Consider the following 26,259-nt stretch of genomic DNA (forward strand, 5'->3'; position numbering starts at 1 on the left):
GCCGAGGATCTCAGCGCCGCTTCAAAAAATAATAGCCAATCGCCAGTGCTGCCAGCGCGCTGCCGCCAATAACCACCCAAAAGGTCACCGGACTCTCCGCGGCCGGCAAGGGCACATTCATGCCATACAGCCCGGCCACCATGGTTGGAATAGTCAGCGCCACCGTGATCACCGTCAGCAGCCGAATCGTCTCATTCAGCCGCGTATCCATCACCGCCCGGTAGCTATCACGCACATTGGTGATGGTTCGCAGCAGCGATTTACAACGGCTAATTACCTGTTCAAGGTCAATGGAGATATCTTCGACATCATCCTTGTCGTCGTCCTTGAGCCGCAAGCTGCGATTGGCAATCAGCCGCTCAATCGCCCAGTTCATCGGCAGCAAGGCGTCCAGGTAGTCATTTAACTTGCGCTCATACTCGGTCAAGGTGACGATATCACGCGCCCGCAAGGTGTGAATATCGTCAGTCGCCGCCCGCATCTGGCGATTGATGGTCGCCACCCGCCGCTGGTACTGGATCGACACCGCCTCGATCATCGCCACCACCAGTTCAATCCGCCGTGATGTCCGCACCCGCGTCTTATCAATAAACGGCTGCCACAGCCGGCCCAGACTATCGCGCGACAATGTCACCACATACTCCTTGTGAATGCCGAACAAAATTGGCGTAGTAAAATCATTAAAATCATCATCCGTATCTGGTAGCCGGGCGATCAAGTACGTCCACTCATCATCAAACTCAATACGCGGCACCTCATGCGGGTCGAGCGCGTCACTAATCATGTCCTCGTCCATCCCCAGCGTCAGCAGCTCGGACACTTCCTCTTCGGTTGGCCGTTCGCAGCGCAGCCAACTACCGCTACGTAATGTCTGAATCGGTGCGATCGCCTCGCCTGTTGAATGCAGGTATTCTATCATGTTCTCAGTATAGCTCATTTGAAATATTTTGGTACCGGTTAGATGACAATAAGCTTGCGGAGGCCATCATCGAAAACCACCAGCCGAGCTGTCCGACTGGTGGTTTTGAGTGTTTATTTATATGAGAGCTAACTCTTGATGCGCGTACCGGCGGCACCGTTGATAGCGTCAGCAGTTTTTTCGAGCGAGGTAATGATCGCCGTACGGCCCGAAGCACCAGCCACAAAACTTAACGCCGCTTGGGTTTTTGGTAGCATTGACCCAGCCGCAAACTGCCCAGTATCAATATGCTGCTGCAGCTCCTCGACCGATACCTCACCAAGTGACTGCTCTGTCGGCTGACCAAAATTGACCTTAGCTGCATCAACCGAGGTTAGGATCAATAGTGTGTCCGCCCCGAGTGTGTCCGCCAGCTTGGCCGCTCCAAAATCCTTGTCGATCACTGCAGCCACGCCGCTCAATTGGCCCGACGCATCACGCAGCACCGGGATGCCGCCGCCACCAGTCGAGACAACCAACACGCCGGCATCGACCAGCGCCTTGATGACGGGAGCCTCGACAATTTCCTGAGGCTTCGGTGACGGCACAACGCGCCGCCAACCACGGCCCGAGTCCTCACGCACTGTATAGCCGCGTTCAGCCTGTACCTTCTTGGCCTCTTCTTCCGAATAGAATGGCCCGATCGGCTTGGTTGGATTTTGAAATGCTGGATCAGCCTGATCAACCACCGTCTGGGTAACGATGCTCGCTGCGTACTTATCATGCACACCACGAGTTGCCAGCGCATCGTGGATCGCTTGCTGCAGCCAAAAGCCGATCAGCCCCTGGCTCATCGCACCAGAATCTTCCAGCGGCAAGCTCGGCACCGCCTCGGTGTTAATCGCTTCCTCGTGTAGGACAATGTTACCGACCTGCGGGCCATTGCCATGGACAATGGCTACGCGGTGGCCAGCTTGAATCAGCGGCAGGAGCTGGGCGATCGTTTCGTCAGCCACTCGCTGCTGCGCCTGGGACGAGGCCTCGCCCTGACGTTGCAGGGCGTTACCTCCAAGCGCGACGACAATGGTTCGCTGCTGATTCATTAGGCGATGGCTCCGTATACCGTGATAGCTACGAGGCTAATGATCGCGAAGACCACCATAATTGGTATCGAACGTTTCAACCATGCACGGTACGACACGCCAGCTAGAGCCAAGCCACCCATCAACGAAGCAATGGTTGGTGCCATCATATTCAATAGACCTGATGCTGTTGCAAATGCGACAACGATGATCTCCTTGCTGGAGCCGACTAGGTCGGCCACTGGCGCGATGACTGGCATAGTTGCTGCCGCTAGGCCTGATGATGACGGAATGATAAAGCTCATCGGCAAGTAGAAAATGTAGGCCAGAACGCCAACGAGACTACCCGCACCCTTCAGTGCAGATTCACCCCAGCTGATGATCGTGTCTTGGATCGCACCATTCTGCATCACCACGCCAACACCAGCTGCTACTGCGATGATCAGCGCCACACTCAGTAGATCGGCTGTACCCTTCAGGAAGGTGTCAACAACGAAGATTTCCTCTTTCTTGAATTGGCGATAATAAATCGCTGCGATGACTAAGGTTGACAACAGGAACAGGGTCGAGATCTCGTTGAAGTACCACTCACCAAATGGCAAGACATGATCGAGACCCAAGATAGCACCAACGACCGGTAGCTCTGCAAACCATTTATGGATATCGGCGAACAACGTAATCCCCCAGTTGCCCCACGGGATCAGCGAGATGATCATCAATAGGAAGGTGACGCCAAAGACCGCCATCACTGCTTTACGCGGACCGGTAAATTCTGGCACGTTGCTCATATCAAGTGCGGTGGTGGCTGGCTTATACCGAACATCATCTTTATACTTACCAGCCTTTACCTTTGAGGCATATCGCATGGTGAACACGATAGCCGCAATCAAACAGAGCAGTAAAATTATTGATTGGAGACCCAACACATTACCGAGTGGCACGTCAGCCGACTTGGCAGCGATACCAGTTGAAAATGGGTTTAACGTTGAACCAAGCACACCAGTACCAGCACCCAGCACGATCACCATCACCGCAGTCATGGCGTTATAGCCAGCCGCCATCATGATCGGCACCACCAGCGCGTAAAACGCCACTGCCTCTTCCTGCATGCCGTAGGTGGTACCACCGATAGCGAAGAACGTCATGAGAATTGGGATAAGCCATTTCTCCTTGCCCTTCATCTTGCGCAGCATGGCACCGAGCGTCGCATCCAGCGCACCAGTTTTCATCGTCACCCCGAGGAATCCACCGAGGATCAACACGAAGACGATGACGTCAAGCTTCTCGCTCATGCCCTTGATCGGCGCAAGTGCTGCATCCCACAAACCTTGGCGGGAGTCGGTGGTTGTCTCGGTGCCGTCATCGGCTTTTTTAGTAGTGACTTTATCAGTCTGTTTATACGTACCAGCGATGCGCACTGTCTTTTCCGCATCATTTGGATCTGGTTTTGTGTTGTACACACCAGACGGGATAATCCACGTTAGGACTGCCATCAAGGCAATCACCACAAACAGCACAGTAAAGGCTGAGGGCGAGCGCAGCTTTTTCTTAATTTTTTTCATTTTTTCTACCATGTCCGGAGCCTCCTTTACTCCTGTATTAGACATCTACAGCGTCAAAGCGATAACCGCCTTGATGGTATGCATACGATTTTCCGCCTGGTCAAAGACGATCGAATTCGGCGAACGGAAGACGTCATCCGTCACCTCCATCGCCTCTAGCCCGAAATCGTCCCTGATGTGCTGGCCGGTCGTGGTCAACGCATCATGAAAGGCCGGCAAGCAGTGCATGAACTTGACTTCAGGATTGCCGGTGAGGTTCAGCATGTCGCGATTAACCTGGAAGTGACGCAGCTGATTGATGCGCTCGGCGAACTTATCCTCTTCGCCCATCGACACCCAAACATCGGTGTAAATGACATCGGCACCGCGCAGGGCTTCCTCAAAATTATCAGTGATAGTAATTCGCCCATGACTCTGATGTGCCAATTCATGCGCACGATGGACGAGACCCTCTTCGGGGAACAATTCACGCGGTGCTAAAATCCGAAAGTCCAGCCCCATAATGGCCGAGCCAAGCAGCAAACTATTGGCCATGTTGTTGCGACCATCGCCAACAAACACCAGCTTGACACCGCGTAGCTTGCCGAGATGCTCCTCGATGGTCATAAAGTCAGCTAGAATCTGCGTTGGATGGAACTTATCAGTCAATCCATTCCATACTGGCACGCCGGCGTGCTTCGCCAAATCTTCTACTGTTTTGTGTGCAAAACCGCGAAACTCAATACCATCAAACATCCGGCCCAGCACCTTGGCAGTGTCCTCGACTGTCTCTTTCTTGCCAAGCTGAATATCGTCCTTACCGAGATACTCCGGCGCGATACCGAGGTCGTTAGCTGCCACCGTAAAGGCGCAGCGCGTCCTGGTCGAGGTCTTCTCAAACAATAACGCAATATTCTTGCCCTCATGAATCCGATGCGGCGTACCAGCGTACTTCATCCGCTTATACTCATTTGCCGTCGTTAGTAGCAACCGAATGTCACCCGCGGTAAAATCACCCAGTGTCAAAAATGATCGCCCTTTCAAACTTTGTGCCATTATACATCCTCCCGTACTAGCGGCATGCTCATACAGCGCGGACCACCACGGCCGCGGCCAAGCTCAGCACCGCTGACTTCTATAACTTCAACACCGTGCTCGCGCAATTTTTGGTTAGTGACGTAGTTGCGGTCGTACGTCACCACTACGCCCGGCGCAATTGCCAAGGTGTTTGAGCCGTCGTTCCACTGCTCACGGGCTGCTGCGATCGGATCACCGCCGCCACATTCGATCAAGGTAACGCTCGGCAGCCCCAAGGCCACCCGCAAGACATGCTCGAGATCCGTCTCATGCGTAATGCGCGGGAACGGCTGTCCCTCAACCTTTTCCAATACGAAACAATTCATCTTGCCGCCGCGGTCGCGGATTTCCGGATGAATAGTAAACTTGTCCCGATCAATCATGGTAAACACCGTATCCAGGTGCATAAAGGCGTGCGACTTCGGAATCTCCATAGCAACGACTTTCTTAAAGCCAGAGCCAGCAAACAGTTTCGTCGCCATCTTTTCAATTGCCTCAGCCGTGGTGCGCTCCGATACGCCGATGGCCATCACTTCACTGCTCAACACTAGCTCATCACCACCTTCAATTGAGAACTTTTCGTGACGATCATACCACACCGGCACATTCTTGCCGGCAAACCGCGGATGATGATCGATGATATAGCGCATAAACAGCGATTCGCGGCGGCGTGCCGGCCAATGCATCTTATTGATCGTCAGGCCGTTACCAATGGCTGCAGCCGGGTCACGCGTAAAGTACAAGTTCGGCATCGGATCGAGGTAGAATGGATAGTGATTTTTCTCAATCATATTGTGCAGCTGCTGATGCTGATCTGGCGGCAGCGTGATCTCATCCTTGCGCACACCAGCCATAATTTTACGCACCATCGCGTTCGTTGGTAGGTCCAGCAGGAACTGGCGCAATACCCTGGTAACACGGCGTGACCCTTGCTTCGAATTTGCCAACATTTCATCAACAAACTGCTCACGTAATTGATCAGTATATAGCGCCTCGGTCACCAGCTGATCGAGATACAACACCTCGACACCGTGATCACGCAATACCTGAGCAAACGCATCATGCTCCTTTTGGGCGACCTGCAAATACGGAATGTCGTCAAACAGCAGATCAGTCAAGTAGTCTGGTGTTAAGTTTTCTAATTCTTCGCCCGGACGATGCAACAGCACCGCCTTGAGTCGGCCAATTTCTGATGTAATATGTAATGGATCCATACCCCCATCCCCTTTTTGTTTATGGTTATACTAATAATATAGCATATACTAAACAGAACACAAGTATCATTCAGGGGCTAGCTCACTGCCGAATGATGGCTAACGACGACTCGACTGTCACCTGGGCCGGGTGGCACCTCAGCCACTCATCGACCGCCCGCGCCGCGCCCGGCAAGGCTTCATTAGCATAGTCATCAACGATGATAGTCGCCGTTTTCTGAAACTTGCCGTCGCAGACGCGGAATGAATCGATAATTGATTCATAAAAATCACCGTCAAAAAACGCAAAGATGATACTTTCCGGCACGTCCTCAGGAGTGGAATCAGCAAACCAGCCCTTGTGAATAGTTGGCATTTTCAAGCCAGCCTTTTTGAAATTCTGGATGAAGGTTTTGCGTGGCGCTAGCAGCTCGCCGGCTTTGAACTGCTCACCCGCAGTGCTGCTGTCTGCTTGAGTTTTTTCTGGCAAGCCCATAAACGAATCATAAACATGAAACTCACCGGTAAAATTATAAGCGTCCAGCAACCGCCGGATAAACAAACTCGTCGTGCCGACATAACAGCCAAACTCCACGATATTGCCCGCCATGCCGCTTCGCAGCACCATTTCCAGCTCCCGCAGCAGGACGCCGAGTTCTTTGGCGTCAACTTGGTCGGAAATGATGGGATATTTGGCGAGGAGTTGGTCGGCTATGTTCATAACGGTTATTATAAATAGCCTATGGGCCATTGGCAAATAATGTTGCTCTTGTATGTTGATAACTCCTTACAGTAAACTCTCAATTAGAGATCATGAATGTATATGAAATTATCAAAACATTTTTACCAAAACAATTAGACATAAAGCACCTCGAGCTCCTGCGACCCGCCCTACAAAAGTCAAACCTAATTGTATATGGCGAAATTCACGGCATCAAAGAAAATGCCGATATTATCTATACCCTAGTTAGAAAACTTGACATCCAGCGATTGGCTATTGAAGCCAGCCCCACTGTACTTAACTTCATCACTTCAGTAAAAACCGGTTCTTATGATTTTTCCCTGATTGATGAAGACCTTTTTGACTCAAGCATTCTATCTCTTGAAATGATAAAAACGATAGCAATTCTTCTGCAGCAAAATCAACTTAAAGCGCTTGTTTTTATTGATACATTTTTTGACAATTTAGATGAGGACGCCATCATACCACCAAGCCCGCAAGAACGAGAAGAACAACTAGCTAAGAATATCCTCGGAATTGACGACCCTCTACCAACATTATGTATTATGGGACAATGGCATACGCAGCCCAAAGTTGTTACAGATGGCGGAACACGACATGAATCAGCATTATATCGCCTGAGAAAAACAAAACCAAATGTACCGTTTATTCACAATATCTATCGACAAGGGCAACTATTTAATGATGGAATGGTGATTGAACTATCAGACAACCCAGCAGTATCGTCTTGTTACGAGATTGTCCAGAAAACCGATATTGATTTTGACCTTCACGTACCCGAAGCGACAAAAATATCACTATGCTAAAATTATAGTATGAAAATATCTAGCCCTGCGTTCGCCGAAAACGCCAAAATACCAAAAATTTACTCCAAGCTCGGCGGCAACCAACGCCCGCCGCTCGAGATCAGCGACGTGCCAACAGACGCCAAAAGTCTGGTAGTTGTCTGCCATGACCCTGATGCGCCTGGGCGCGATGGATTTTATCATTGGACGGTTTGGAATTTGCCGAGCAAAACCACTGAAATTACTAGCGAGTCACTGTCCCTAGGCGCCGTCGAAGGGGTTACCAGTTGGGGCCGTCCTGGTTGGGGCGGGCCGCAGCCGCCGTTTGGCACACACCGCTATCAATTTTACGTGTACGCGCTGAACACGACACTGGACTTACCAAGCGACACCAAACCAAAAGAGCTCATCGCTGCCCTCACGCCGCACACCATCGACCAAGCTATGCTGACTGGAAAATTTGGCGTGTTGGATATTTTGCGGCGGAGCTCGTGATTTAATTGTTCTAGAGATAATTTATTGAACACTAAATAGTATAAAAAGTTAACACAAACAAGTTGTATTGAGATGCTCTATTATATTACGTGCATGAAACTCAATAAATGCTGGCGGCAAAGCATTTCCAATCATCGTAGCAACACCAGCTTTGCCCGATCTGAACGAAAACTTATAATTAACAGGGAATGTCTGCAAAAGCGCTGCCTCTCGAAGTGTAATAACACGATCTTCCTCTGGATGTAAAAATCGACCCTTTGACGGGTTATTACATCCTCCCGTAATAGTCGGTGCAGGCTTATCCCACGCCATACGACCATAGACATCCTTAAATCCATTCGTTCGTTTATGACATTCAAGTTGATATTCTTCACTGAGATCGGTACGACTACCGCCGTCTTTTGGAATCATAGTAATAAGTCTTTTCACTTTTTCAGTAGGATTACTCAAGGCATCATGCAGTGGATCATTACTCAACCCAGCAATTGGCAGAAGTGATATAGCGTCGCGAACAGTTACTACTTTATCTTCGTCAACTTCTTGCTTTACAACTTTTATATTATCAAGTCGAGAAGCTAGCATAATCATACGCCTACGACCCTGGGGGACTCCATAGTTAGACATCTTTAATACCTTATGGTCGACGTGATAACCAATATTTTTAAGCTCTTCAATTAATCTTTTTAATCGAACATCCTTATTGAGTGCTGGTACATTCTCCATCATGATAGTCTTTGGCTGAAGCGCTGTCGCAAAACGAAACACCTCATAGATAAGCTCGTTTCTCGGGTCATTTCTTTGACCTCTATTGCGAGTACCTATCGTTGAGTAGCCCTGACACGGCGGACAGCCAGCTAGCAAATCTAATTCTCCACTCATTAAGCCGAGCTCTTCCATATATTTAATCGGGTCCACCTTTGTAATATCACTAACCTTGAGATTAACCCTTGGGTGGTTCATTTGATAACTTTCGGCGTAGGTTGGCACACTTTCAATGGCGCCAATAACATTAAAACCAGCCTGCTTTAAGCCTTGCGTTAATCCACCAGCCCCACTGAAAAGATCAATTGCTGTTCGTTTTTTCACTCTTCATCCACCTTTCGTTTTGAACTGATGAAATTACTACAACTATTGTATCTATTATCGAAAATTTTGTGTAGTCTTTGGCGTTTTAATCTTTATCGAGTACTATGTCATGTAGACCAGAGTCGTAATAGTAGTTGACAATTTCGCCGTTACTAATCAATTCAATCACTCTATCTAACACATCCAGCGGTACAATATACCACTCATTTGGTGTGTAGTTAGTACCATCTGGTAATTTCAGTGATATATTTAGTCTTACCTCGGCAAAGAAATGATGGATAAGGTGTTCTAATTTTTGAGTATTCATATTGAGGCACTTGTATCTAGCGACCGTTTCTACTGGCGCATTGAGATAGGTTGGATCATTTTGTGCATTCTTTATCCGATTTTCGACAGAGCCAGTAGTATAACCTATTTTATAGAGGTTTTGTAGGTTTTGCACTTGAGGTTCTTCACTGAGTGATCTTAGGATATAAATATAACCAGTCACTTGGTCATTGTTCGTCTCATCACTCCACTCCAAATCTGTTTGATAATTAGCGGGTACGATTCTCGCACCTTCTTTTGCTCGATAGAGCGTTCGTGCAAATGAACGAAGTAGAATATTAGACTCTGTGCCATTTTCATATATAACACGCAAGCGCGCGTTAACTTTGCCATTAACCTTGAAGTTATTGTCACGACTTTCGACATACGCCAGCCGACCATTAAATACAAAATATCTGCCTGGCAATATCTGATATTCACTGCTGATACTACTACGCAATAGTTCACCAGATATTAACCCAGAATGAACATCCTTAAACCCTTGCTCGTATTTAGCAAAGTCTCTACTTTTACGTGCCCGCGCTATATTTTCAGCTTTCTTAATATTAGCTGGAACATTACGCATAGTTAATATACCAGTTTGGTCATTAAGTAAACCAAACCTGTCACCAGCAAATATCTCATCTAGAGTTTCGGGGGCTGGCACTGGCTTTAATAGCCCATGGATATCTAGACCCTCTAGTATCTTAGTTTTATCATCGTCCAAAATTAAAGCACGAAGCCGAACACCAAGTTTGCGCTCATATACGTCAGTGGTACTCACTTCTGGGATACGACCATATTCAGCATAGAAGTCGTTGATCTCTAGAAATGCATCAGCCAATCTATCATCAGGAGTGGACGCCTGTGTTTGCAGACTGATTTTAAGTAAATCGTGTTCGTCACTATCAAAAATCCTTCTAAGCCTATCAGACATTACTACCTCCTGAAGCTATATCTTCACGTTTTTTGCGCTGTAAATAGGACAATACTTCGGCCATGCGCTTTTCTTGCTCATTTCGCGAATTAATATCTGGTTTACGGCCATGCAATTCATAGAATAAGTTGATTTTTGGCCAAAGCAATTCTGCTTCTTCTTCAGTTACATCAATTCGTGTTGCAGCGATAGCTTCTTGAATAACACGCAATACCTGAGTGGTTACAGATTTAGACAGAATCTCAAATGCTTTCTGGAACGGATTTACCGAGTCAATAAGATCAATGTTGATTTCATCAATATTGACGAACTTATCAGCCATCTTGATAAAACGCCGATCGCCCACCTCTTTTGTCTCACCATTCTTAATTACTGAATCGACCACAACTTGCTGGCGAAGCTCTTCTATCTGTGTTTCGGTTAAATCCGGGTATCGTTCACGGATGATCTTTGGGATTAACACCTTGTTGGTAACCTGTGGATCAAGATTAGTAGCAGAGGCCTTAATGATGATTTCATCCTGTAATATATTAGCCTTTAAGTCGTTAAGGTCGGTTTCGATAATTTGTTTTACTCGATCGCTGCTTGGCTCCTTGAATCCACGAATACTGATAATCCCCTTAGGACGGGTTGAAGCATCATCGCCAGTCGTCTTTGTCTTGAACTTAAAATTTGGTGCGAGTACCTGCTCCATGAGTAATGATCCCGTGATAGCCTTTAGCATATTATTAACAGATAGCTTCACTTCATCAGTAGTAGCCTCGGGTTCAGTAATTAGGTTAGTAAACTGAGCCTGCGTTTTATTGGAACTATCACGTGTACAACGACCAATAATTTGGATAATCTCTGTCAGTGATGCACGATAACCAATAGTTAGAGCATGTTCACAGAAAGGCCAATCAAAACCTTCTTTAGCCATACCTAGAGCAATAATAATGTCGACAGCGCCTATATCCTCCTTAGCGACTTGACTCAGGTAAGTTAAGGTTTTCGCACGCTTTATTTGGTCAGTATCATCCACAAGATCAGCAGCCTTGATGATCTTACCATCCTCATGTCGCTTAACGTGGATAATGCCCGTATCATCGTCTTGATAAACCACCTCGCCAATAACACTAAGGATCTGACCAACTTCCTCTATTTTATCCTTAGTCGATTCACCGCTATTAACATTTGGTATGTGTATAATAGTTTTTTTATCAGTGTTAAGCACTTCATGAATAGCTGAAGTGTATTGGCCTTGATAAAAATGGTAACCAATACCTAGTGATTTCAAATACTCATAACCATTTAGTTGATCATAATAATTAAATGTCACTGGCGAGAACTTAGCTTCGTCTTCTGGCAGTAGAATAGGTACGGCATCACCGCGGAAATATGAACCAGTCATGGCGATAATATGTATATCACTACCACTCATAACATCTCGGAGTAGACTACCAAGCCGGCTAGAGCCAACATCTGATGATACATGATGAAACTCATCAATTGCTAATACACAACCATTGAATGCGTCTGGCGACAAAGCTTCAAAAGCAAGCCTCAGCGTAGCGTGCGTACAGATAAGGATAGGATCATTACTATTCATAAATGCCACAAATGCTTCAACTTTGCTTTTTTCAGCACCAGGAGTGCACAGATTATTCTTATCGTCAACTTCCCAATTAGCAAAAAAGCCATGTGACTTCAGATCAGTTGTCTCAAAAGAAGCACCTATAGAGCGTTCTGGTACTGATACGATGATCTTGCGACGATTTTGATTGAATAGCTTATCTAGACCAACAAACATCAAGGCACGAGATTTACCAGACGCTGGAGGCGCCTTTATGAGTAGATATTTAGAGTGACGTTGCTCATACACACGCCGTTGCATTTCGCGCATACCCATGCTGTTAGTGCAGACACTATTGCCAGTCTGATTATATTCAATACTAATAACATTTACTGGCCGTTTTTTGGTGTTCATGCAGACCTCTCTTTTGATGTTATAGTTTCATATAAGTTAAATATGTATGCAAGGCGTTCCTCGTCACTTTCGAATGGTTTCTTGCGGTAGATTTTATCCACGACGCCATCAAGCGCCTGATGTGCAAGACGCAAATCATCGGGCATTTTATCTGGGTCGTACATTTCGGCAATAGTCTTTTCTGGATGATTCTCGCGAGCATCCAGAACAGCAAATGATTTTTCTTCGATATTAGCCTTTTCTATATCGGTCAATACTGGAACTGGAAAGTTGTTGTATACGATAGCAGAAGAATATCGAAAATCTGTTTTAAGTCGACCAGCTACTGCGCGTACCCACATCATATGCATGCGACTTGAGAGCAGCCCAAAAATGTATGGCTCAGCATCATAAACAGCGTTAGCGGCATCAGATATGACAGTGTCTTTGCTTAGATAGCCTATCGGCAAATACTCACGACGCTCTGAAGAAACACGAGGGACGATTATTGAGCTGGTCGGTTTATAACTAATTTGTACAAAACGGTATGGTCGATTGGCGTAGTCACGGGTGCTTTTAGCATTACTTCCAGCTCTGTTGTTAGCTACTTTCTCTAACCTTTGTTTGATGCCAGGTATCATACTTGCTGAGTCGTACTGATCACTCGTAATCCATAGACAGTATCGGTCTATGCCGCGAATATACTCTGCAGCTCCAAGATATTTCTTGATATATTTTGCGGACTCCTTTGACTCTGATAGTAGTATTCTGCGGTCGGCTGGCGACAATACTAAGAATCCACCGTCTCTTGGCATAGAACCAAACACCATATCTGGTAGATTAGATATGGAGTGATTTCGCCGATTGATAAACAAATCTGATCGACCAGCAGCAAGATATCCGTTGATATTATCTACCTGAGTCTGGACCCCTTCAGTAAATATATACTTAGGTTTTGTACTTGGATTGCGTAAACTCACAACGCATACTGTTACCCCCGCGTTATGCTTGGCATTATTTTCCCATTTGAATGAAGTGTACGCAAAACCAATTTCTACACCATACTCAAAAATCTTTGGAAACATGAGCCCTACATGTTCACCTTGTGTCACAGAGTTAGTGGCGACAAATGCTAATTGAGCATTTGAGCCAGCAATATATCGAGCACCCTTAATAAACCATAACGCAATGTAATCAAGATTTTTGGAGTATGGCTCGTCATAAAACACATATTCATAATCTCGTTTTTGGGTAGAATTTTGTAATTTTGCACCAACATAAGGTGGATTGCCAATAATATACACTTCATCATTGGCACTATTTGGACACACGTCTTGCCAATCAATTCGGGCCGCATTACCGTGTATGATACTTCCAGTTTCTTTCAGGGGTATGAGAGGCAAGTCGATGCCAAACTTTTCAGTAAACTCCATATTCATCTGGTGCTTAGCAAGCCAAAGTGAAAGGATTGCAACCTCGTGAGCGAAATCGTCAATCTCAATACCATAAAAATTTTCAATATCTACACGAGAGCCAAGCAGAGCCTGCTGCATCATACCTGTTAGCTCACCCTTCCGTTCAAGAATAGCATGCTCAAGTTTGCGTAATTCTTTGTAGGCGATAACCAAGAAATTGCCAGAACCACAGGCTGGGTCAAACACTTTTATGCTACCGATCCTCTCCAGTAGCCGCTCCAGCCTCTTATTGTCGTTAAATACTCTATCAAACTCTTCTTTTAATTCATCGAGAAATAATGGCTCAATTGTTTTCATGATATTAGGCACACTAGTATAATGCTGACCCAGACCAACCCGTTTTCCTGGGCGGATAACTGCCTGAAACATACTACCAAATATGTCAGGATTAATATCGCTCCAATCGAGCTTGCTCGAAGCTTCAATTAGCAGATCACGAGCCTGCTTATTAAACTGTGGTATCACAGCAAAGTCTTTGGAAAATAACCGACCGTTTACATACGGGAATGCCGCTAAATAAGCTGGGTAGACTGATTTATCCTCATCGTCTAATGCCTCAAATAACACCAGTAAAAACTCATGCATGTCAGAGCCGTCTTCTTGTGTGTACGATCCAACAGCATCAACAAATTGGTTCTTTTGGAATATTCCAGTATCCTCTGCAAAGAAACAGAATAGTAAACGGGTAAAAAATATCGTAAGGTTATGCCACTCATCGGCAGTCTTGTAATTGTTATGGGCAACGAGTATATCAAAAAGTTTTGCCATCTTCTCGGCAGCCCTAACATCGGCATGGTTATCAGCGATAAACTGTGTTTTCTCCATTCCCGCCCAGGGCAGAAAATATGTGTAGTGCTTATCAATTTCCTGAAGCTCAATATCGAGTGGCTCGCTTGTCTTAGTGTCTATTGCAAGGAGTTTTTTATAGTTAGTAACAATAATAAACCTAATACTATAGCGAACGATAGAGGGGCTAGTCTTTAGGTCGTCAACGACCGCATATAATTCATTGTCCGAAACGTCCACGGGTTTAAAATAGACAACTCCCTTCTGAGCGATCTCGTTAACCCTATCTTCAGCAACATTGAGCTGACCATTGCGTAGACGTGTAATGTTGGCTGGTGCTCGACCGTAGGCAGCTAGCAAATCAAATATAAAATCTTTGTTGTAGGTCAACTTATCACCAAGAGGTTTTACATTATTCTCAACATCTTTTAGTGTTATACGCATAATTCACAATATATTATATCTCAAATTACTTTACTAGGGCGCAACCGTATCACAATCCTTTTTTAGTTAACTTTGGTTGATTGATTTGTTCTTAGCTTACAATGAACTTAGCAGAAAAACCTTAACTGACCAAAGAATAACTATGTAATATTTATTAAGTTTATAAGCATCATCTATCATTGTCATCACTCAGCAAACTGACTATTATAAAGCTCAGCGTAAAAGCCGTTTTTCTTCAGCAGCTCGTCGTGCTTGCCTTGCTCGATGATGTTGCCATCGCGGACGACCAATACCAAATCGGCGTCGCGAATAGTGCTCAGCCGATGAGCGATGACGAAGCTGGTTTTGCCCTGCATCAACTTGTCCATGGCTTTTTGGATGAGCACTTCGGTGCGGGTGTCAACCGAGCTAGTGGCTTCATCCAGAATAGAAATACTACTCTTTTATCATCTAAGGCCGATGGTTTTATTCTATATACTACCCAACACTAACCCGATTGGACAAAATCACCCGCTCGGCTTATACTATTTTTAGCGTCGGGGTGTGGCGCAGCTTGGTAGCGCGCACCGTTCGGGACGGTGAGGTCGTCCGTTCAAATCGGATCACCCCGACCACGAAATTATTTGAAGCGCACGTTCACTGGCGAGAACCTCTGGCTATAAACAAAATAAAGGAGGTTATATGCAGCGACGAGTTAACGTACGCGGAATTATCGTAAGCGATCAGGGCGAGCTATTTTGCCAAAAATTAACCGCCAATAGCGGCGCGGGGCGAGAGTTTTGGTGTACGCCGGGCGGCGGCTTGGAGCTGGGCGAGAGTTTGCTGGACGGTTTATGCCGAGAGATGATCGAGGAAACTGGCATCAAACCAACCATTGGTAAGTTGCTATTCATTCAACAATTTACCGACACCAACCCCTCGTCTAAACACGGCGTTACCGAGCAGCTCGAGTTTTTCTTTTCCATCACCAACTGGCGTGATTACCAGCACGTCAATCTGGAAAAAACATCGCACGGCGTCGAGGAAATAGCGGAGTGCGGCTTTGTTGATCCGAAAACCACGCGGATTTTACCACGTTATCTGACAGAGGTTGACCTAAACTGGCTGGTTAATGAGTCGACCGACGTTCAGATGATGAGCGAATTGTAACAATCCCACCGAGACTATTTACCAAAGATTTTACTATAGTCAGTTTTCGGATAATCTATCGTGCTTAACGTACCATTTTTAGCTAACACCCCAATAATTTGCTACATATAGTCACGCCGTAGGGTGGTTATTGCATGAACAGCCGCCTCCTTAAGTGCGGGTGAATTTTCACTCGCAGACACCACTTCTCGGTAACTGCCCAGACATTTTTCTAATAGCTTCCACCTATCGGCTGGAGACTGGTTGAGCTGATTCGCCAAAACTGATATAGCGTCAATAAGTAACGACCGGAGATCACCTTGAACTGATCTATTGATATATCCTTGCGCGCGAAAAATATCCTCACCATGATCAACTTGCTCAACATAACCACGAAAACTTCTCGCATATTCAAAGTCAATATAGCGAGTCGCTGAATTATCACCATCAGAGCCCGACAGCCGGACAAGATTACGCATAAAAGCATCCTTGTGAGCAATATGTATTTTATGCAACGCAGATAATGCCAGAAGAGCATCCACTAAATGCTGTTTGATATTCTCTGAGCTCATTTCACGCCATGCAAGACCCTCAAAGTTGACCGCTTTTTCATCGAATCGAGTCATGATCCATGCCGAACGGTCCTTGGAACTACTAGGATTCCCTGCTATCATAAGTGCTTGAATTGAGAAGGGGGCCAGTCCCTGCGTACTAACATACTGGGTCATGGCGACCTCGGCAAGAGCAGTTGTCAGTGGAAGCCGCTTAATAGCAAACTCTTCCTTGGAGCCACTAACTGTTTTCGCATTTACGGTAAATGCTCCGTTGCGAGACGAGCCTTCACGTGATAAATCTCTGTGTGGCTCAGCTGTAGCGACAGGGGGAAAGTTCGGTGTAACATACAGCAATGGTTTATTGTCTAAATCAAGCTCTGGATAAAACTCCCTGGACATATGATCAACTTGCTCTGACATGTCAGGCAAAAACGGCCTTCTAGTTGTCTCAACCAAAAGGCGACATGCTGCTCCACGCTCGGTATCCATATTTGTGTTATAACATAAAATTATTATTTTGAAAATAGCTATATCGTACTACCGCATAGCCCGAATCATCTGCCTCAGCTGCTCGACCGCCCGAGCGCGGCGCTCACGTGTCCAATAGGTATCAGCGGTGGCCTTCTCGCCATCAACCGTGGTTTCCTGCAGGAAATGACCGACCACACGACCATCCTTTAGCACCGTCACGTCAGGAACATACACTCGCGGTTGGCCGTTCTCATCAGTGCGAAGATGCGGTTTTAGTTTCTCAACTAATTTTTTGTAGGTATCATCATTGGTTTCGCGGGCATGGCGAATGTCGAGATAGTAAATCTTGTCCAGCCCTTCGGCTTTGGCAGCTTCATCGACGATTGGCGCCAGCCGCTGACACCACGGACACTGCTGAAAGCCAAGGAAAATCAAGCCGCTGCCTGATTCAAATTTCTCCAAAACCTCGTCAGCCGAAGCAAAGATGAAGCGATTGTCATTCGCCACGCGAGAATACGCAGCCTTAAAGCGAGCAGCGTCTGATGGCTGCGGTGACGCTGGCGCGTGCGGGCGCGACCAGATATACCAGCCGCATATGACGATGGCAATGATACCAACAAAACCGATGGCCAAACACAGCCATGTATTCTGGTTTGTGGCTAATTTGGCATGTTTCATCTGGACCTCCTGTTATTTACTCTTGACGCCAAAAAACTTCCGCGCCCGCTCAGTCACCGGATGATCCATCACCTGTTCTGGTGGACCATTTTCGATGATCTCGCCTTTGTCCAGAAAAATCATCCGTGTAGCTACTTCGCGCGCAAACTTCATTTCATGCGTGACGATAACCATGGTCATACCTTTGGCGGCAACCTCACGAATCACATCCAGCACTTCGCCAATCATCTCGGGATCAAGCGCCGAGGTCGGCTCATCAAACAACATAATGTCTGGCTCCATAGCTAGAGCTCTAGCGATGGCGACGCGCTGCTTTTGTCCGCCTGAGAGCTGCGAAGGAAAGGCGTTGGCTTTGTCCGCCAATCCCACGTCTGCGAGCAATTTCTTTGCCAAACGAGTCGCCGCCCGGTCAGACAGTTTGCGTAGTTTCCGCGGCGCTAGTTTGATGTTGTCCAGCACGCTCAAGTTGGGGAACAGATTGAATGATTGAAATACCATGCCAACTTTTTGGCGCAGGGCGTTCAGGTCGACTTTTGGCGCTGTCGTTTCCACGCCGTCGATAACAATGTGCCCGCCGGTCGGCGTCTCCAGTAAATTCAAGCAGCGCAAAAAGGTTGATTTACCAGAACCACTTGAACCAACGACCACCACTACTTCGCCTTCGTGAATTTCAACATCAATATCCCTGAGCACGCGATTACTACCAAACTGTTTTTTGAGGTTAGCCACCGTGATAATTACTGGGCGCGCGGTACTCGGCTGCGCCACTTCCTTCACCTTATTCACTGCCATCTTTTAGCCTCCTCTCCACTCGCGTCATCACACGGGTAAATATCGCGGTCAACGCCAAGTACATCACCGCTGCAGCAAACAAGGACTGAAACGCCGTAGCGGTTTGAAAACGAATATTATCAGCGCCGCGCATGATGTCATTCAGCCCAATCCAACCGACAACTGAGGTCTCTTTCAACAGAGCGATGAATTCGCTGATCAGCGCCGGCAACGAATTTTTGAGCGCTTGTGGCAAAATCACCAAACGCATGGCCTGCCAACGACTAAAGCCCAGCGAACGAGCTGCTTCCATTTGCCCCTTGTCGACACTTTCGATACCACCGCGGATAATCTCGCCAATGTACGCACCGCTATTGATACCAAAGGCAATTGCTGCCACAAAAATCTTCGGCATGAATTGATATGAGCCAAAAACAACGTAGTACATAATCAACAGCTGGACCAGAAGCGGCGTGCCCCGAATGATGTCGACATACACTTTCCCGGTCCACGCCAGCGGATTCCAACGGCTCAATCCCCTGGCCCATGCATAGCGACCCAGTCGTTTAAATGGTCGCACCTCCGAAGTTCGCAAAAGGGCGATGATGACACCAATAGCCGTGCCTAACAGTAGTGACAAGACGGTCAGTACCAAGGTCACCTCTAGACCGTGCCACAAATAGAGCCACCGACCATCGCCAAAGATCACTTCCAGGAAATTCACGATTCAGGCTCCTTTTTCTTCATCAATTCAAGGGCCCTCGGCCCAAAATGTTTGCGAATGAGATTGTCATACCGACCGTCCTTTTTCATCTCCGCCAACACTCGGTTGACTTTTTTTAGCAAGTCGTGATTATTGTTTTTGATGGCAATCGCATAGTGCTCGCTCGACAACTCACCCGGCAAAATTTCTAGGTCTGGAAAGCCAGTCGTGTATTGAGCCGCGGGCGCATCATCCAAAATAACCGCCTCGACGCCGCCAGCATTGAGCTCTGTCAACACACTTGGCGCGGTTGGGAATTGTGACACTTTGGCGCCAGTAATTTTTCCAGCCAGCGTATCGCCTGTCGTGCCCAGCTGCACACCAATTTTCTTGCCCGTCAGTTGATGTCTATTACGAATTGGACTGCCTTTTTTGACAATGATCCGCTGCGAGGCTGAATAATATGGCTCGGAAAACAGCGCGTTTTTGGCACGCTCCGGTGTCACCGACATGCCAGCTACCGCCATGTCAATTTGCCCTGATTCCAGCGCTGGCAGCAATCCGTCAAACGACATGTCTTCAATCTTTAGGTTTTTGTTCATACTGCGGGCAATTTCCTTCGCCAAATCAACATCAAAGCCAACAATTTCATCGCCCTGTTTGTATTCAAACGGCTTAAACCCAGCATTAGTGCCCATCACTAACACCTCATCACTCTTACCAAATCCACCTTCGCGCTGCAAAATGTCAAACGCCATACAGCCAATCAACGCCACAAACAGCCCCAGGCCTATCCACCAACTAACACCAAACCCCCGATGATGCGCTTTCGTTCTGTTCATGCTTATTTAGTATACGCGCTTTGAAAAGAAATGATAAGCCCCCAAACCAGCCCACGCGCCCAGCCAAACGTTGTATAATATCATTATGAGCACCTCTCCGTCTGGCCGCGGCGCCAACAACCGCATTATCATTCGCGTGGCTATCGTCTTGCTATTACTATGTAGCGCCGTTTTCTTTGTCGCTAGCCGCTATAAAATCGTGCAATTTCGTGACGCCAAAATTGACGAGATTTTGTTTTATTTCAAGAACGGCCTGGCGGGTGGGCAGTCTAGCAGTTTCACCTCGGCCATCTGGGAAAATATCCCCTACGTCATTGGGCTGCTCATCATTTTGCTACTACCAATCATCCTCAAGCTACGCTGGAAAAAACGACCGCTCCGCTTGCGTCACCAAGCGTATTATGCAGGCGGCCTATTCATGATCAGCCTAGCACTGTTAATGCAAAGCTTCAGTATCCCCGCCTACATCATTGCCCTCGCCCAATCCTCAAAGGTCTATGACCAGCATTATGTCGATCCGCGCGGCGTTAAATTGACGTTTCCTGGTACCAAACGCAACTTGATTTATATCTACGTCGAGTCGCTGGAAAATACGCCCGCCGCCAAAGCCAATGGCGGCATGAGCGACAAATCAGTCATTCCGGAGTTAGAAAAATTAGCACTGACTAATACCTCCTTTTCACACCGAGCCTCAGGCCTCGGCGGCGCCCTGCCTGCACACGGTACCACTTGGACAGTCGCCGGCATGACCGCTCAATCCGCCGGCGTGCCGCTCAAGGACGGCGGGGTGTTCGGTGACCGCGACCGTAATGGCATGGGTGATTTTAATAAATTCTTGCCGGGCGCTTATACCCTTGGGCAGGTGCTTGAAAAAGCTGGCTACAACCAATCATTCTTCATGGGCTCAAACAAAGCCTTCGGCGGGCGCGATAAACTACTGGAGCAACACGGCGATTACCACATCATTGACCTCACCTATGCCCGAAAGCATGGTTTAATCCCACAAAACTACGAGGTGTGGTGGGGCTACGAAGATAAAAAGCTTTTTCAATTTGCCCGCGACGAGGCCACCCGTCTCAGTAAGTCCGACAAGCCATTCAACCTACAAATGCTGACCGTTGATACGCACTTCACTGATGGCTGGATGGATAAAGATGTTTGCAAGGAGCAATTTGCAGCGAAATACGACAATGTTCATTCCTGTGCCTCCAAACAAATCGCGTCCTTCGTCGAGTGGGCCAAGCAACAGCCATTTTACGCCAACACTACCATCATCATTAGTGGTGATCACCTCGGCATGCAGACGCCCTATTACGAAGAGAAGATTGCCGGTGCTCCCTACCAACGAACTGTCTATAACGCCTTCATCAACCCCGCCGTTCGGCCAACTCGCGCCATCAACCGCCAGTTTACTGCCTTTGACATGTATCCATCGACCCTGGCGGCACTAGGCGTGACGGTGGACGGCAACCGCATGGGGCTGGGTACTAATTTGTTTTCAAATCGCCAGACACTGGTCGAACAATTTGGCGGCATCGACCAGCTCAATGCTGAACTCGCCAAACGCTCAACCTACTACGAGCGGCGGATCTTGAGTGGTTCATAAATAGACGTCTCGCCCATATAAAATCCGACGAGTCGCCCCATCGGATTTAGCTATGTATTCAAGCACCTTTATGCGCCGTAGCCGTTCGGATTATTGCTCTGCCAATTCCAGGCGTCGCGGCAGGCATCCTCAATAGTCAATTCCGCTCGCCAGCCCAGTTCTGCCTCTGCCAAGCCCGGATCAGCGTAGCACGCGGCGATATCGCCAGGCCGGCGCGGCGTGATTTGGTATGGAACGTCCCGGCCCGACGCTGTTTCAAATGCTTTCACTAATTCCAACACCGACGTACCGCGGCCAGTACCGATGTTATACACCTTATATTCATCCGGCTCGCCCAAATGCTCCAGCGCCGCCACATGCGCCCGCGCCAAATCAACCACGTGAATATAATCGCGCACACCCGTGCCATCCGGCGTGTCATAATCATCGCCAAACACACTCAAATGGTCGCGCTTGCCGACTGCCACTTGCGATACGAACGGCAGCAAATTATTCGGAATGCCCGACGGATCTTCGCCGATACGGCCGCTCGGATGGGCGCCAACGGGATTGAAATAGCGCAGCGAGGTAAACTGCCAGCCCTGCCTGGTTGCCGCCACATCGCGGAGGATGTGCTCGATCATCAGCTTGGTTTGGCCGTACGGATTAGTCGCCGACAGCGGCATGTCCTCGGTAATCGGCAGCCGCGCCGGGTCGCCGTACACCGTTGCTGAGCTCGAAAAGACCAGCTTTTTCACATTAAATTCCTGCATGACATCCAGCAGTGTTAATGTGCTTTCCAAATTGTTCTGATAATAGAGCAGCGCCTTTTCCACCGACTCGCCGACGGCTTTCAGGCCCGCAAAATGAATCGCTGCGTCAATCGTCTCAGACCTAAACAACTCCGCCAGCCGCGCCCGATCACGTAGGTCAAACTCATAAAACGGCACCGATTGGCCGGTAATTTCCTCAACCCGGCGCAGGCTCTCAGCCGATGAATTTGATAAATTATCAACCACCACCACGCCATGACCCGAGGCCAGCAGTTCAATGATAGTGTGGCTGCCAATATAGCCAGCACCGCCAGTAACGAGAATGTTCATGAAGTACCCCTTTCGCTGTGATTCATGGAATAGTACTATTATAGCAGATGTGTAATATTCCTATACCACCGAAGCTGTTTACAGCGCTGACTGCCAATCCATATATCGACAAATTGTATATGTTCGGCTCGCGGGCAACACTGGATGACGATGAATTTTCCGACATCGATATGACAGCCATCACCAGCTTTCCGACTGGCGCCGAGGACTACACGCGCAAAACCCTCGAAGGTCAGTTTGGTATTATTGCGACGTACACTATTTCTCAGAACAATCATGAAATCGCCCGATCGTTTTTCCTGAGCGGTATGAGCTTGTTTCATAAACTTGACATTGGTTTTTCCTTGCCTAATCAAACCAAATTATTCCCGAACTCAACCTTGCTGTTCAACAATAACCACGCCAAACAACCAGATAAAAAGTCCGTCAAAACATGGACAGAATCGCCCCGGCAGCATGAATATCTGGATATTTTGATAGGTTCGCTGCGTTATGTCAAACATCGGTACCGCCAGGAACATTGGTCGGCGTACAAGTGCTATCACGGATTTATCGAGCAATTAGCCCAGGCGCGAAGTGCGGGTCGCCTGGCTGAAAACATATATAAGGAACTAGACAAGCAGCATAACGATGAGATCGTAGGATTGTTCTTTTCCAGCGACATCCGTAGTAAAGAGCGAATATATTACGAGTTTATCAGAGAATTGGTTGATGAGGAGCAAATTTTGCCAGAGTTTAGCGACGGTATTTTAAGGGTTTGGGAGGAGTATCTGGGCGCATCACACTAATGCCATTAAGTAGCGCCGCCAGCTCACTACCCGGCCAAATATACCAAAAGTTTTGCGGCGGACGAAATGCTGGCAGAACCTGACGTAATTGTGATAAAGAAATTGGCTGGTCGTAGCGCACCGGCGCCAGTATCTCTAACGCGCCACACCGCTTCTGCCCCGCATAATAGCGCGAAAACCACTGGACAGCTCGCTCATCCGTATCATACCCAGTGAGCCGCATCAACTCATCCAGTGGACAACGCATGACACGTCCAACCCGAAATTCGCCGACAATCGACCGCTCATCCCCTGACGAATAAACGACTACGGTTAGCTCATCGTCTTTGCTGTAGCGCGGTAAGGATTTACGAAACTCCCACTGCTTCTCACCACAAAAAATCTTCTTGGCATAGCGCGTTTGGATGGACATCAGAATGCGAATTTGGCTCATGTCTTCAGTATACGGTACACGTTTATCAGGTGGCAAATTCTGAATTAGCACTCTTGCACTGAGAGTGCTAATTTGCTATGATACTTATATCAATTATCCCCGCTCTGTCTCTTGCCGCGGCGTACATAAATACGGACTTAGAAAAGCCCAAAAATAAAAGGAGGACCTATGCCACCAAATATACAAGAAGAATTACAGCAACCGCTGGAGAAATTCGGCACCGATATCACGGTGCTGGCACGTACAGGTAAACTCGACCCGGTCATCGGACGCGATGAGGAAATTCGCCGCACCATGCAAATCCTCAGTCGGCGCACTAAAAATAATCCCGTTCTCATCGGCGAGCCGGGTGTGGGCAAAACCGCCATCGTTGAGGCCCTAGCGCAGCGCATCGTCAAAGGCGATGTACCAGCGTCGCTAAAGGACAAGCGGCTGATTAGCTTGGAAATTTCTAGTTTATTGGCGGGAGCGAGTTTTCGCGGCCAATTTGAAGAACGCCTGAAAGCAATTTTGAAAGAAGTTGAAGAAGCCGCCGGCGAAATTATTTTGTTCGTTGATGAAATTCACACCATGGTCGGCGCCGGCAAAACTGAAGGCAGCATGGACGCCGGCAATATGCTCAAACCCGCCCTGGCCCGCGGCAAACTGCACATGATTGGTGCGACGACGTTAGCAGAATATCGCCAACATGTCGAGAAAGATGCAGCCCTGGAGCGGCGCTTTCAGCCAGTCTATGTCGGCGAGCCGAGTTTTGACGACACCGTGGCGATTTTGCGCGGTTTGAAGGAAAAGTATGAAGTCCATCACGGCGTCAAAATTTCTGACGATGCCATCGTGGCGGCGGCGCGGCTGTCCACCCGCTATCTACCTGATCGCTTTTTGCCCGACAAGGCAGTTGACCTCCTGGATGAAGCGACCAGCGCTCTCAAGATGCAGCTCGAGAGTGTACCGATTGCCCTGGACCGGCTGAATAACCGCCGCTTGCAGCTGGAGATTGAAGAAGCAGCGCTGAAAAAAGACAAATCCGAGCACGCCAAGGCCCGCACAGAGGAAATCAAGCAACAAATCGCCGACCTTCGGGCTCAGGCTGAGGTGATTGACGGCAAATGGCAGCACGAAAAAGACATTCTCCAGACCGTCAATACTGCTACCGAAAAAATGGATAGTCTGCGCTCGCAGCTGGAAATCGCCGAACGCGACGCCGATCTGGCCACCGCCAGCCGCATCAAATACGGCGACCTGCCAGAGCTGGAAAAAAAGCTGGCTAGCGCCCGCCAAGAACTGGCGGCCATTCCGCCGGCTGACCGCCTGCTCCGCGAAGAAGTCACTCCCGATGACATCGCCAGCGTGGTAGCGCGCTGGACGGGCATCCCAGTCGAGCGGCTGATTGAGACTGAATCCAGCAAATTAACTAAATTAGAGGAAAATATCAGCACCCAAGTGATTGGTCAAAACAAGGCCATCGCCGCCGTGGCCAGTGCCATTCGCCGTTCACGCGCTGGCCTCAGTGATACCAACCGGCCAATCGGCTCCTTCCTATTCCTCGGCCCAACTGGGGTCGGCAAAACAGAGGTAGCCCGTAGCCTGTGCCGCGAATTATTCGACGACGAACACGCCATGATCCGTATCGATATGAGCGAATATATGGAGCGGCACGCCGTGGCCCGCCTGATTGGCTCGCCACCAGGCTACGTTGGCTATGACCAAGGTGGGCAACTGACCGAAGCCGTCCGTCGCCGCCCTTACAGCGTGGTACTGTTTGACGAAATTGAGAAGGCCCACCCTGATGTCTTTAACGTGCTCCTCCAGGTGCTCGACGATGGCCGCCTGACCGATGGCCAGGGGCGAACAGTCGATTTTTCCAACACGGTTATCATCATGACCAGCAATGTCGGTTCGCAGGCAATTATGGATTTTTCTGGCGACGATTTGTCGACACTCGATAATCAAATGCTTGAGGTGCTCAGGCAGCACTTCCGCCCGGAATTCCTCAACCGCATCGATGACATTGTTATTTTTGACCGCATTCGACCAGAGGCCATGCGAGCAATTGTCGATGTCCAGTTGAAACGCGTTGCTTGCCAAGTCAAAGACAGCCGCGACATCGCGCTAGAATTTGACGATAGCGTCCGCGACATGTTGGCCCGCGACGGCTATGACCCGGCCTTTGGCGCTCGGCCGCTCAAGCGCTTGGTACAAAAGCGCGTGCTTGATCCGTTGGCACTGGAGCTGATTGATGGGCGGATTCATGATGGCATGACGGTGACCGTCAGTGTCGCTAATGACCGCGTGACGTTTCACTAACTAATCCCTTCATTCCTAATCACGGATACCTACTTCCGTGTGGGTTGTAACCATTCAAAGTTGCACTCATAGCATGAAAAGCGTCCCAGCCGCCAACTGGAACGCTT

The 26,259-nt window shown here is 48.2% G+C and carries 23 protein-coding genes, 1 tRNA gene and 1 pseudogene; 7 read left to right on the top strand and 18 right to left on the bottom strand.

Annotated features, from left to right (window positions below; all coding sequences use genetic code 11):
- Positions 1-10: 10 nt before the first annotated feature.
- The 6 genes from GWK77_04180 to GWK77_04205 form a co-directional block, all read right to left on the bottom strand.
- Positions 11-919 carry a hypothetical protein gene (locus tag GWK77_04180; GenBank protein QHU93334.1) on the bottom strand — a complete coding sequence of 303 codons (909 nt, stop codon included), beginning with the start codon at positions 917-919 and terminating at the stop codon, positions 11-13.
- A 128-nt stretch (positions 920-1,047) separates the two neighbouring features.
- The gene (gene arcC, locus GWK77_04185; protein ID QHU93335.1) at positions 1,048-2,001 is read right to left on the bottom strand and encodes a carbamate kinase; all 954 of its coding nucleotides are present in this window, start codon (positions 1,999-2,001) and stop codon (positions 1,048-1,050) included.
- On the bottom strand, positions 2,001-3,554 hold the full coding sequence (locus GWK77_04190; protein QHU93336.1) for a YfcC family protein: 1,554 nt from the start codon (positions 3,552-3,554) through the stop codon (positions 2,001-2,003). Before GWK77_04190 ends, arcC begins: the two co-directional genes overlap by 1 nt.
- 33 nt (positions 3,555-3,587) lie before the next feature.
- Positions 3,588-4,577 (bottom strand): ornithine carbamoyltransferase, encoded by a 990-nt coding sequence (argF, locus tag GWK77_04195; GenBank protein ID QHU93337.1) that lies wholly within the window; start codon positions 4,575-4,577, stop codon positions 3,588-3,590.
- Positions 4,577-5,812, bottom strand: coding sequence for an arginine deiminase (gene arcA, locus GWK77_04200; protein QHU93338.1), 1,236 nt, complete (start codon positions 5,810-5,812; stop codon positions 4,577-4,579). The genes argF and arcA overlap by 1 nt, the downstream gene beginning before the upstream one ends.
- A gap of 82 nt (positions 5,813-5,894) precedes the next feature.
- Positions 5,895-6,512: a hypothetical protein gene (locus GWK77_04205; GenBank protein QHU93339.1), complete on the bottom strand. Its 618-nt coding sequence runs from the start codon at positions 6,510-6,512 to the stop codon at positions 5,895-5,897.
- Positions 6,513-6,604: 92 nt separating this feature from the next.
- Here GWK77_04205 and GWK77_04210 point away from each other — a divergent pair, with 92 nt between their 5' ends.
- Both GWK77_04210 and GWK77_04215 read left to right on the top strand, forming a co-directional pair.
- Positions 6,605-7,339, top strand: a complete 735-nt coding sequence (locus tag GWK77_04210) for a hypothetical protein (GenBank protein ID QHU93340.1) — start codon at positions 6,605-6,607, stop codon at positions 7,337-7,339.
- Between the two features lie 9 nt (positions 7,340-7,348).
- Positions 7,349-7,813 (top strand): YbhB/YbcL family Raf kinase inhibitor-like protein, encoded by a 465-nt coding sequence (locus GWK77_04215; protein QHU93341.1) that lies wholly within the window; start codon positions 7,349-7,351, stop codon positions 7,811-7,813.
- Positions 7,814-7,861: 48 nt separating this feature from the next.
- Here GWK77_04215 and dcm read toward each other — a convergent pair whose 3' ends face one another.
- The 5 genes and pseudogenes from dcm to GWK77_04240 form a co-directional block, all read right to left on the bottom strand.
- Positions 7,862-8,899, bottom strand: a complete 1,038-nt coding sequence (gene dcm, locus GWK77_04220) for a DNA (cytosine-5-)-methyltransferase (protein ID QHU93342.1) — start codon at positions 8,897-8,899, stop codon at positions 7,862-7,864.
- Between the two features lie 85 nt (positions 8,900-8,984).
- The gene (locus GWK77_04225) at positions 8,985-10,142 is read right to left on the bottom strand and encodes a GIY-YIG nuclease family protein (protein QHU93343.1); all 1,158 of its coding nucleotides are present in this window, start codon (positions 10,140-10,142) and stop codon (positions 8,985-8,987) included.
- Positions 10,135-12,108 carry an ATP-dependent helicase gene (locus GWK77_04230; GenBank protein QHU93344.1) on the bottom strand — a complete coding sequence of 658 codons (1,974 nt, stop codon included), beginning with the start codon at positions 12,106-12,108 and terminating at the stop codon, positions 10,135-10,137. The genes GWK77_04225 and GWK77_04230 overlap by 8 nt, the downstream gene beginning before the upstream one ends.
- Positions 12,105-14,792 carry an N-6 DNA methylase gene (locus GWK77_04235; GenBank protein ID QHU93345.1) on the bottom strand — a complete coding sequence of 896 codons (2,688 nt, stop codon included), beginning with the start codon at positions 14,790-14,792 and terminating at the stop codon, positions 12,105-12,107. Before GWK77_04235 ends, GWK77_04230 begins: the two co-directional genes overlap by 4 nt.
- Positions 14,793-14,977: 185 nt before the next feature.
- Positions 14,978-15,220: pseudogene (locus GWK77_04240) on the bottom strand (ABC transporter ATP-binding protein).
- A gap of 109 nt (positions 15,221-15,329) precedes the next feature.
- Between GWK77_04240 and GWK77_04245 the strand changes: the two are divergent.
- A tRNA-Pro gene (locus GWK77_04245) sits at positions 15,330-15,406 on the top strand.
- Between the two features lie 67 nt (positions 15,407-15,473).
- Positions 15,474-15,941, top strand: a complete 468-nt coding sequence (locus GWK77_04250; protein ID QHU93346.1) for an NUDIX domain-containing protein — start codon at positions 15,474-15,476, stop codon at positions 15,939-15,941.
- Positions 15,942-16,042: 101 nt separating this feature from the next.
- Here GWK77_04250 and GWK77_04255 read toward each other — a convergent pair whose 3' ends face one another.
- The 5 genes from GWK77_04255 to GWK77_04275 are packed head-to-tail and all read right to left on the bottom strand — an operon-like array spanning position 16,043 to position 19,939.
- On the bottom strand, positions 16,043-16,963 hold the full coding sequence (locus GWK77_04255; GenBank protein QHU93347.1) for a hypothetical protein: 921 nt from the start codon (positions 16,961-16,963) through the stop codon (positions 16,043-16,045).
- Between the two features lie 48 nt (positions 16,964-17,011).
- Entirely contained in the window at positions 17,012-17,623 is a 612-nt protein-coding gene (locus tag GWK77_04260; protein QHU93348.1) for a hypothetical protein, read from the bottom strand.
- 12 nt (positions 17,624-17,635) lie between these two features.
- Positions 17,636-18,361, bottom strand: a complete 726-nt coding sequence (locus tag GWK77_04265; protein QHU93433.1) for an ATP-binding cassette domain-containing protein — start codon at positions 18,359-18,361, stop codon at positions 17,636-17,638.
- Between the two features lie 40 nt (positions 18,362-18,401).
- Entirely contained in the window at positions 18,402-19,121 is a 720-nt protein-coding gene (locus tag GWK77_04270; GenBank protein QHU93434.1) for an ABC transporter permease subunit, read from the bottom strand.
- Positions 19,115-19,939, bottom strand: coding sequence for a transporter substrate-binding domain-containing protein (locus GWK77_04275; protein ID QHU93349.1), 825 nt, complete (start codon positions 19,937-19,939; stop codon positions 19,115-19,117). Before GWK77_04275 ends, GWK77_04270 begins: the two co-directional genes overlap by 7 nt.
- Positions 19,940-20,024: 85 nt before the next feature.
- On the opposite strand from GWK77_04275, the gene GWK77_04280 reads away from it, so the two are divergent.
- A complete protein-coding gene (locus GWK77_04280; GenBank protein QHU93350.1) occupies positions 20,025-21,545 on the top strand; it encodes a sulfatase-like hydrolase/transferase in 1,521 nt (506 codons plus the stop codon).
- A 68-nt stretch (positions 21,546-21,613) separates the two neighbouring features.
- Here GWK77_04280 and galE read toward each other — a convergent pair whose 3' ends face one another.
- Positions 21,614-22,627 carry a UDP-glucose 4-epimerase GalE gene (galE, locus tag GWK77_04285; GenBank protein ID QHU93351.1) on the bottom strand — a complete coding sequence of 338 codons (1,014 nt, stop codon included), beginning with the start codon at positions 22,625-22,627 and terminating at the stop codon, positions 21,614-21,616.
- Positions 22,628-22,674: 47 nt separating this feature from the next.
- Between galE and GWK77_04290 the strand changes: the two genes are divergently transcribed.
- Positions 22,675-23,415 carry a hypothetical protein gene (locus GWK77_04290; GenBank protein QHU93352.1) on the top strand — a complete coding sequence of 247 codons (741 nt, stop codon included), beginning with the start codon at positions 22,675-22,677 and terminating at the stop codon, positions 23,413-23,415.
- On the opposite strand, the gene GWK77_04295 is transcribed toward GWK77_04290, so the two are convergent.
- Positions 23,363-23,848 (bottom strand): hypothetical protein, encoded by a 486-nt coding sequence (locus tag GWK77_04295; protein QHU93353.1) that lies wholly within the window; start codon positions 23,846-23,848, stop codon positions 23,363-23,365. The two genes, GWK77_04290 and GWK77_04295, sit on opposite strands and share 53 nt — an antisense overlap.
- Before the next feature lie 168 nt (positions 23,849-24,016).
- Between GWK77_04295 and GWK77_04300 the strand changes: the two genes are divergently transcribed.
- Entirely contained in the window at positions 24,017-26,152 is a 2,136-nt protein-coding gene (locus tag GWK77_04300) for an AAA domain-containing protein (GenBank protein ID QHU93354.1), read from the top strand.
- Positions 26,153-26,259 lie beyond the last annotated feature (107 nt).

Source organism: Candidatus Saccharibacteria bacterium oral taxon 488, assembly GCA_010202645.1.
Classification (GTDB): domain Bacteria; phylum Patescibacteriota; class Saccharimonadia; order Saccharimonadales; family Saccharimonadaceae; genus Nanosynbacter.

Excerpts from the sequence above, each read along its gene's own strand:
- GWK77_04180 (QHU93334.1), bottom strand. The coding sequence starts at position 919 with ATGATAGAATACCTGCATTCAACAGGCGAGGCGATCGCACCGATTCAG.
- arcC (QHU93335.1), bottom strand. The coding sequence starts at position 2,001 with ATGAATCAGCAGCGAACCATTGTCGTCGCGCTTGGAGGTAACGCCCTG.
- GWK77_04190 (QHU93336.1), bottom strand. The coding sequence starts at position 3,554 with ATGGTAGAAAAAATGAAAAAAATTAAGAAAAAGCTGCGCTCGCCCTCA.
- argF (QHU93337.1), bottom strand. The coding sequence starts at position 4,577 with ATGGCACAAAGTTTGAAAGGGCGATCATTTTTGACACTGGGTGATTTT.
- arcA (QHU93338.1), bottom strand. The coding sequence starts at position 5,812 with ATGGATCCATTACATATTACATCAGAAATTGGCCGACTCAAGGCGGTG.
- GWK77_04205 (QHU93339.1), bottom strand. The coding sequence starts at position 6,512 with ATGAACATAGCCGACCAACTCCTCGCCAAATATCCCATCATTTCCGAC.
- GWK77_04210 (QHU93340.1), top strand. The coding sequence starts at position 6,605 with ATGAATGTATATGAAATTATCAAAACATTTTTACCAAAACAATTAGAC.
- GWK77_04215 (QHU93341.1), top strand. The coding sequence starts at position 7,349 with ATGAAAATATCTAGCCCTGCGTTCGCCGAAAACGCCAAAATACCAAAA.
- GWK77_04225 (QHU93343.1), bottom strand. The coding sequence starts at position 10,142 with ATGTCTGATAGGCTTAGAAGGATTTTTGATAGTGACGAACACGATTTA.
- GWK77_04230 (QHU93344.1), bottom strand. The coding sequence starts at position 12,108 with ATGAACACCAAAAAACGGCCAGTAAATGTTATTAGTATTGAATATAAT.
- GWK77_04235 (QHU93345.1), bottom strand. The coding sequence starts at position 14,792 with ATGCGTATAACACTAAAAGATGTTGAGAATAATGTAAAACCTCTTGGT.
- GWK77_04250 (QHU93346.1), top strand. The coding sequence starts at position 15,474 with ATGCAGCGACGAGTTAACGTACGCGGAATTATCGTAAGCGATCAGGGC.
- GWK77_04255 (QHU93347.1), bottom strand. The coding sequence starts at position 16,963 with ATGGATACCGAGCGTGGAGCAGCATGTCGCCTTTTGGTTGAGACAACT.
- GWK77_04260 (QHU93348.1), bottom strand. The coding sequence starts at position 17,623 with ATGAAACATGCCAAATTAGCCACAAACCAGAATACATGGCTGTGTTTG.
- GWK77_04275 (QHU93349.1), bottom strand. The coding sequence starts at position 19,939 with ATGAACAGAACGAAAGCGCATCATCGGGGGTTTGGTGTTAGTTGGTGG.
- GWK77_04280 (QHU93350.1), top strand. The coding sequence starts at position 20,025 with ATGAGCACCTCTCCGTCTGGCCGCGGCGCCAACAACCGCATTATCATT.
- galE (QHU93351.1), bottom strand. The coding sequence starts at position 22,627 with ATGAACATTCTCGTTACTGGCGGTGCTGGCTATATTGGCAGCCACACT.
- GWK77_04290 (QHU93352.1), top strand. The coding sequence starts at position 22,675 with ATGTGTAATATTCCTATACCACCGAAGCTGTTTACAGCGCTGACTGCC.
- GWK77_04295 (QHU93353.1), bottom strand. The coding sequence starts at position 23,848 with ATGAGCCAAATTCGCATTCTGATGTCCATCCAAACGCGCTATGCCAAG.
- GWK77_04300 (QHU93354.1), top strand. The coding sequence starts at position 24,017 with ATGCCACCAAATATACAAGAAGAATTACAGCAACCGCTGGAGAAATTC.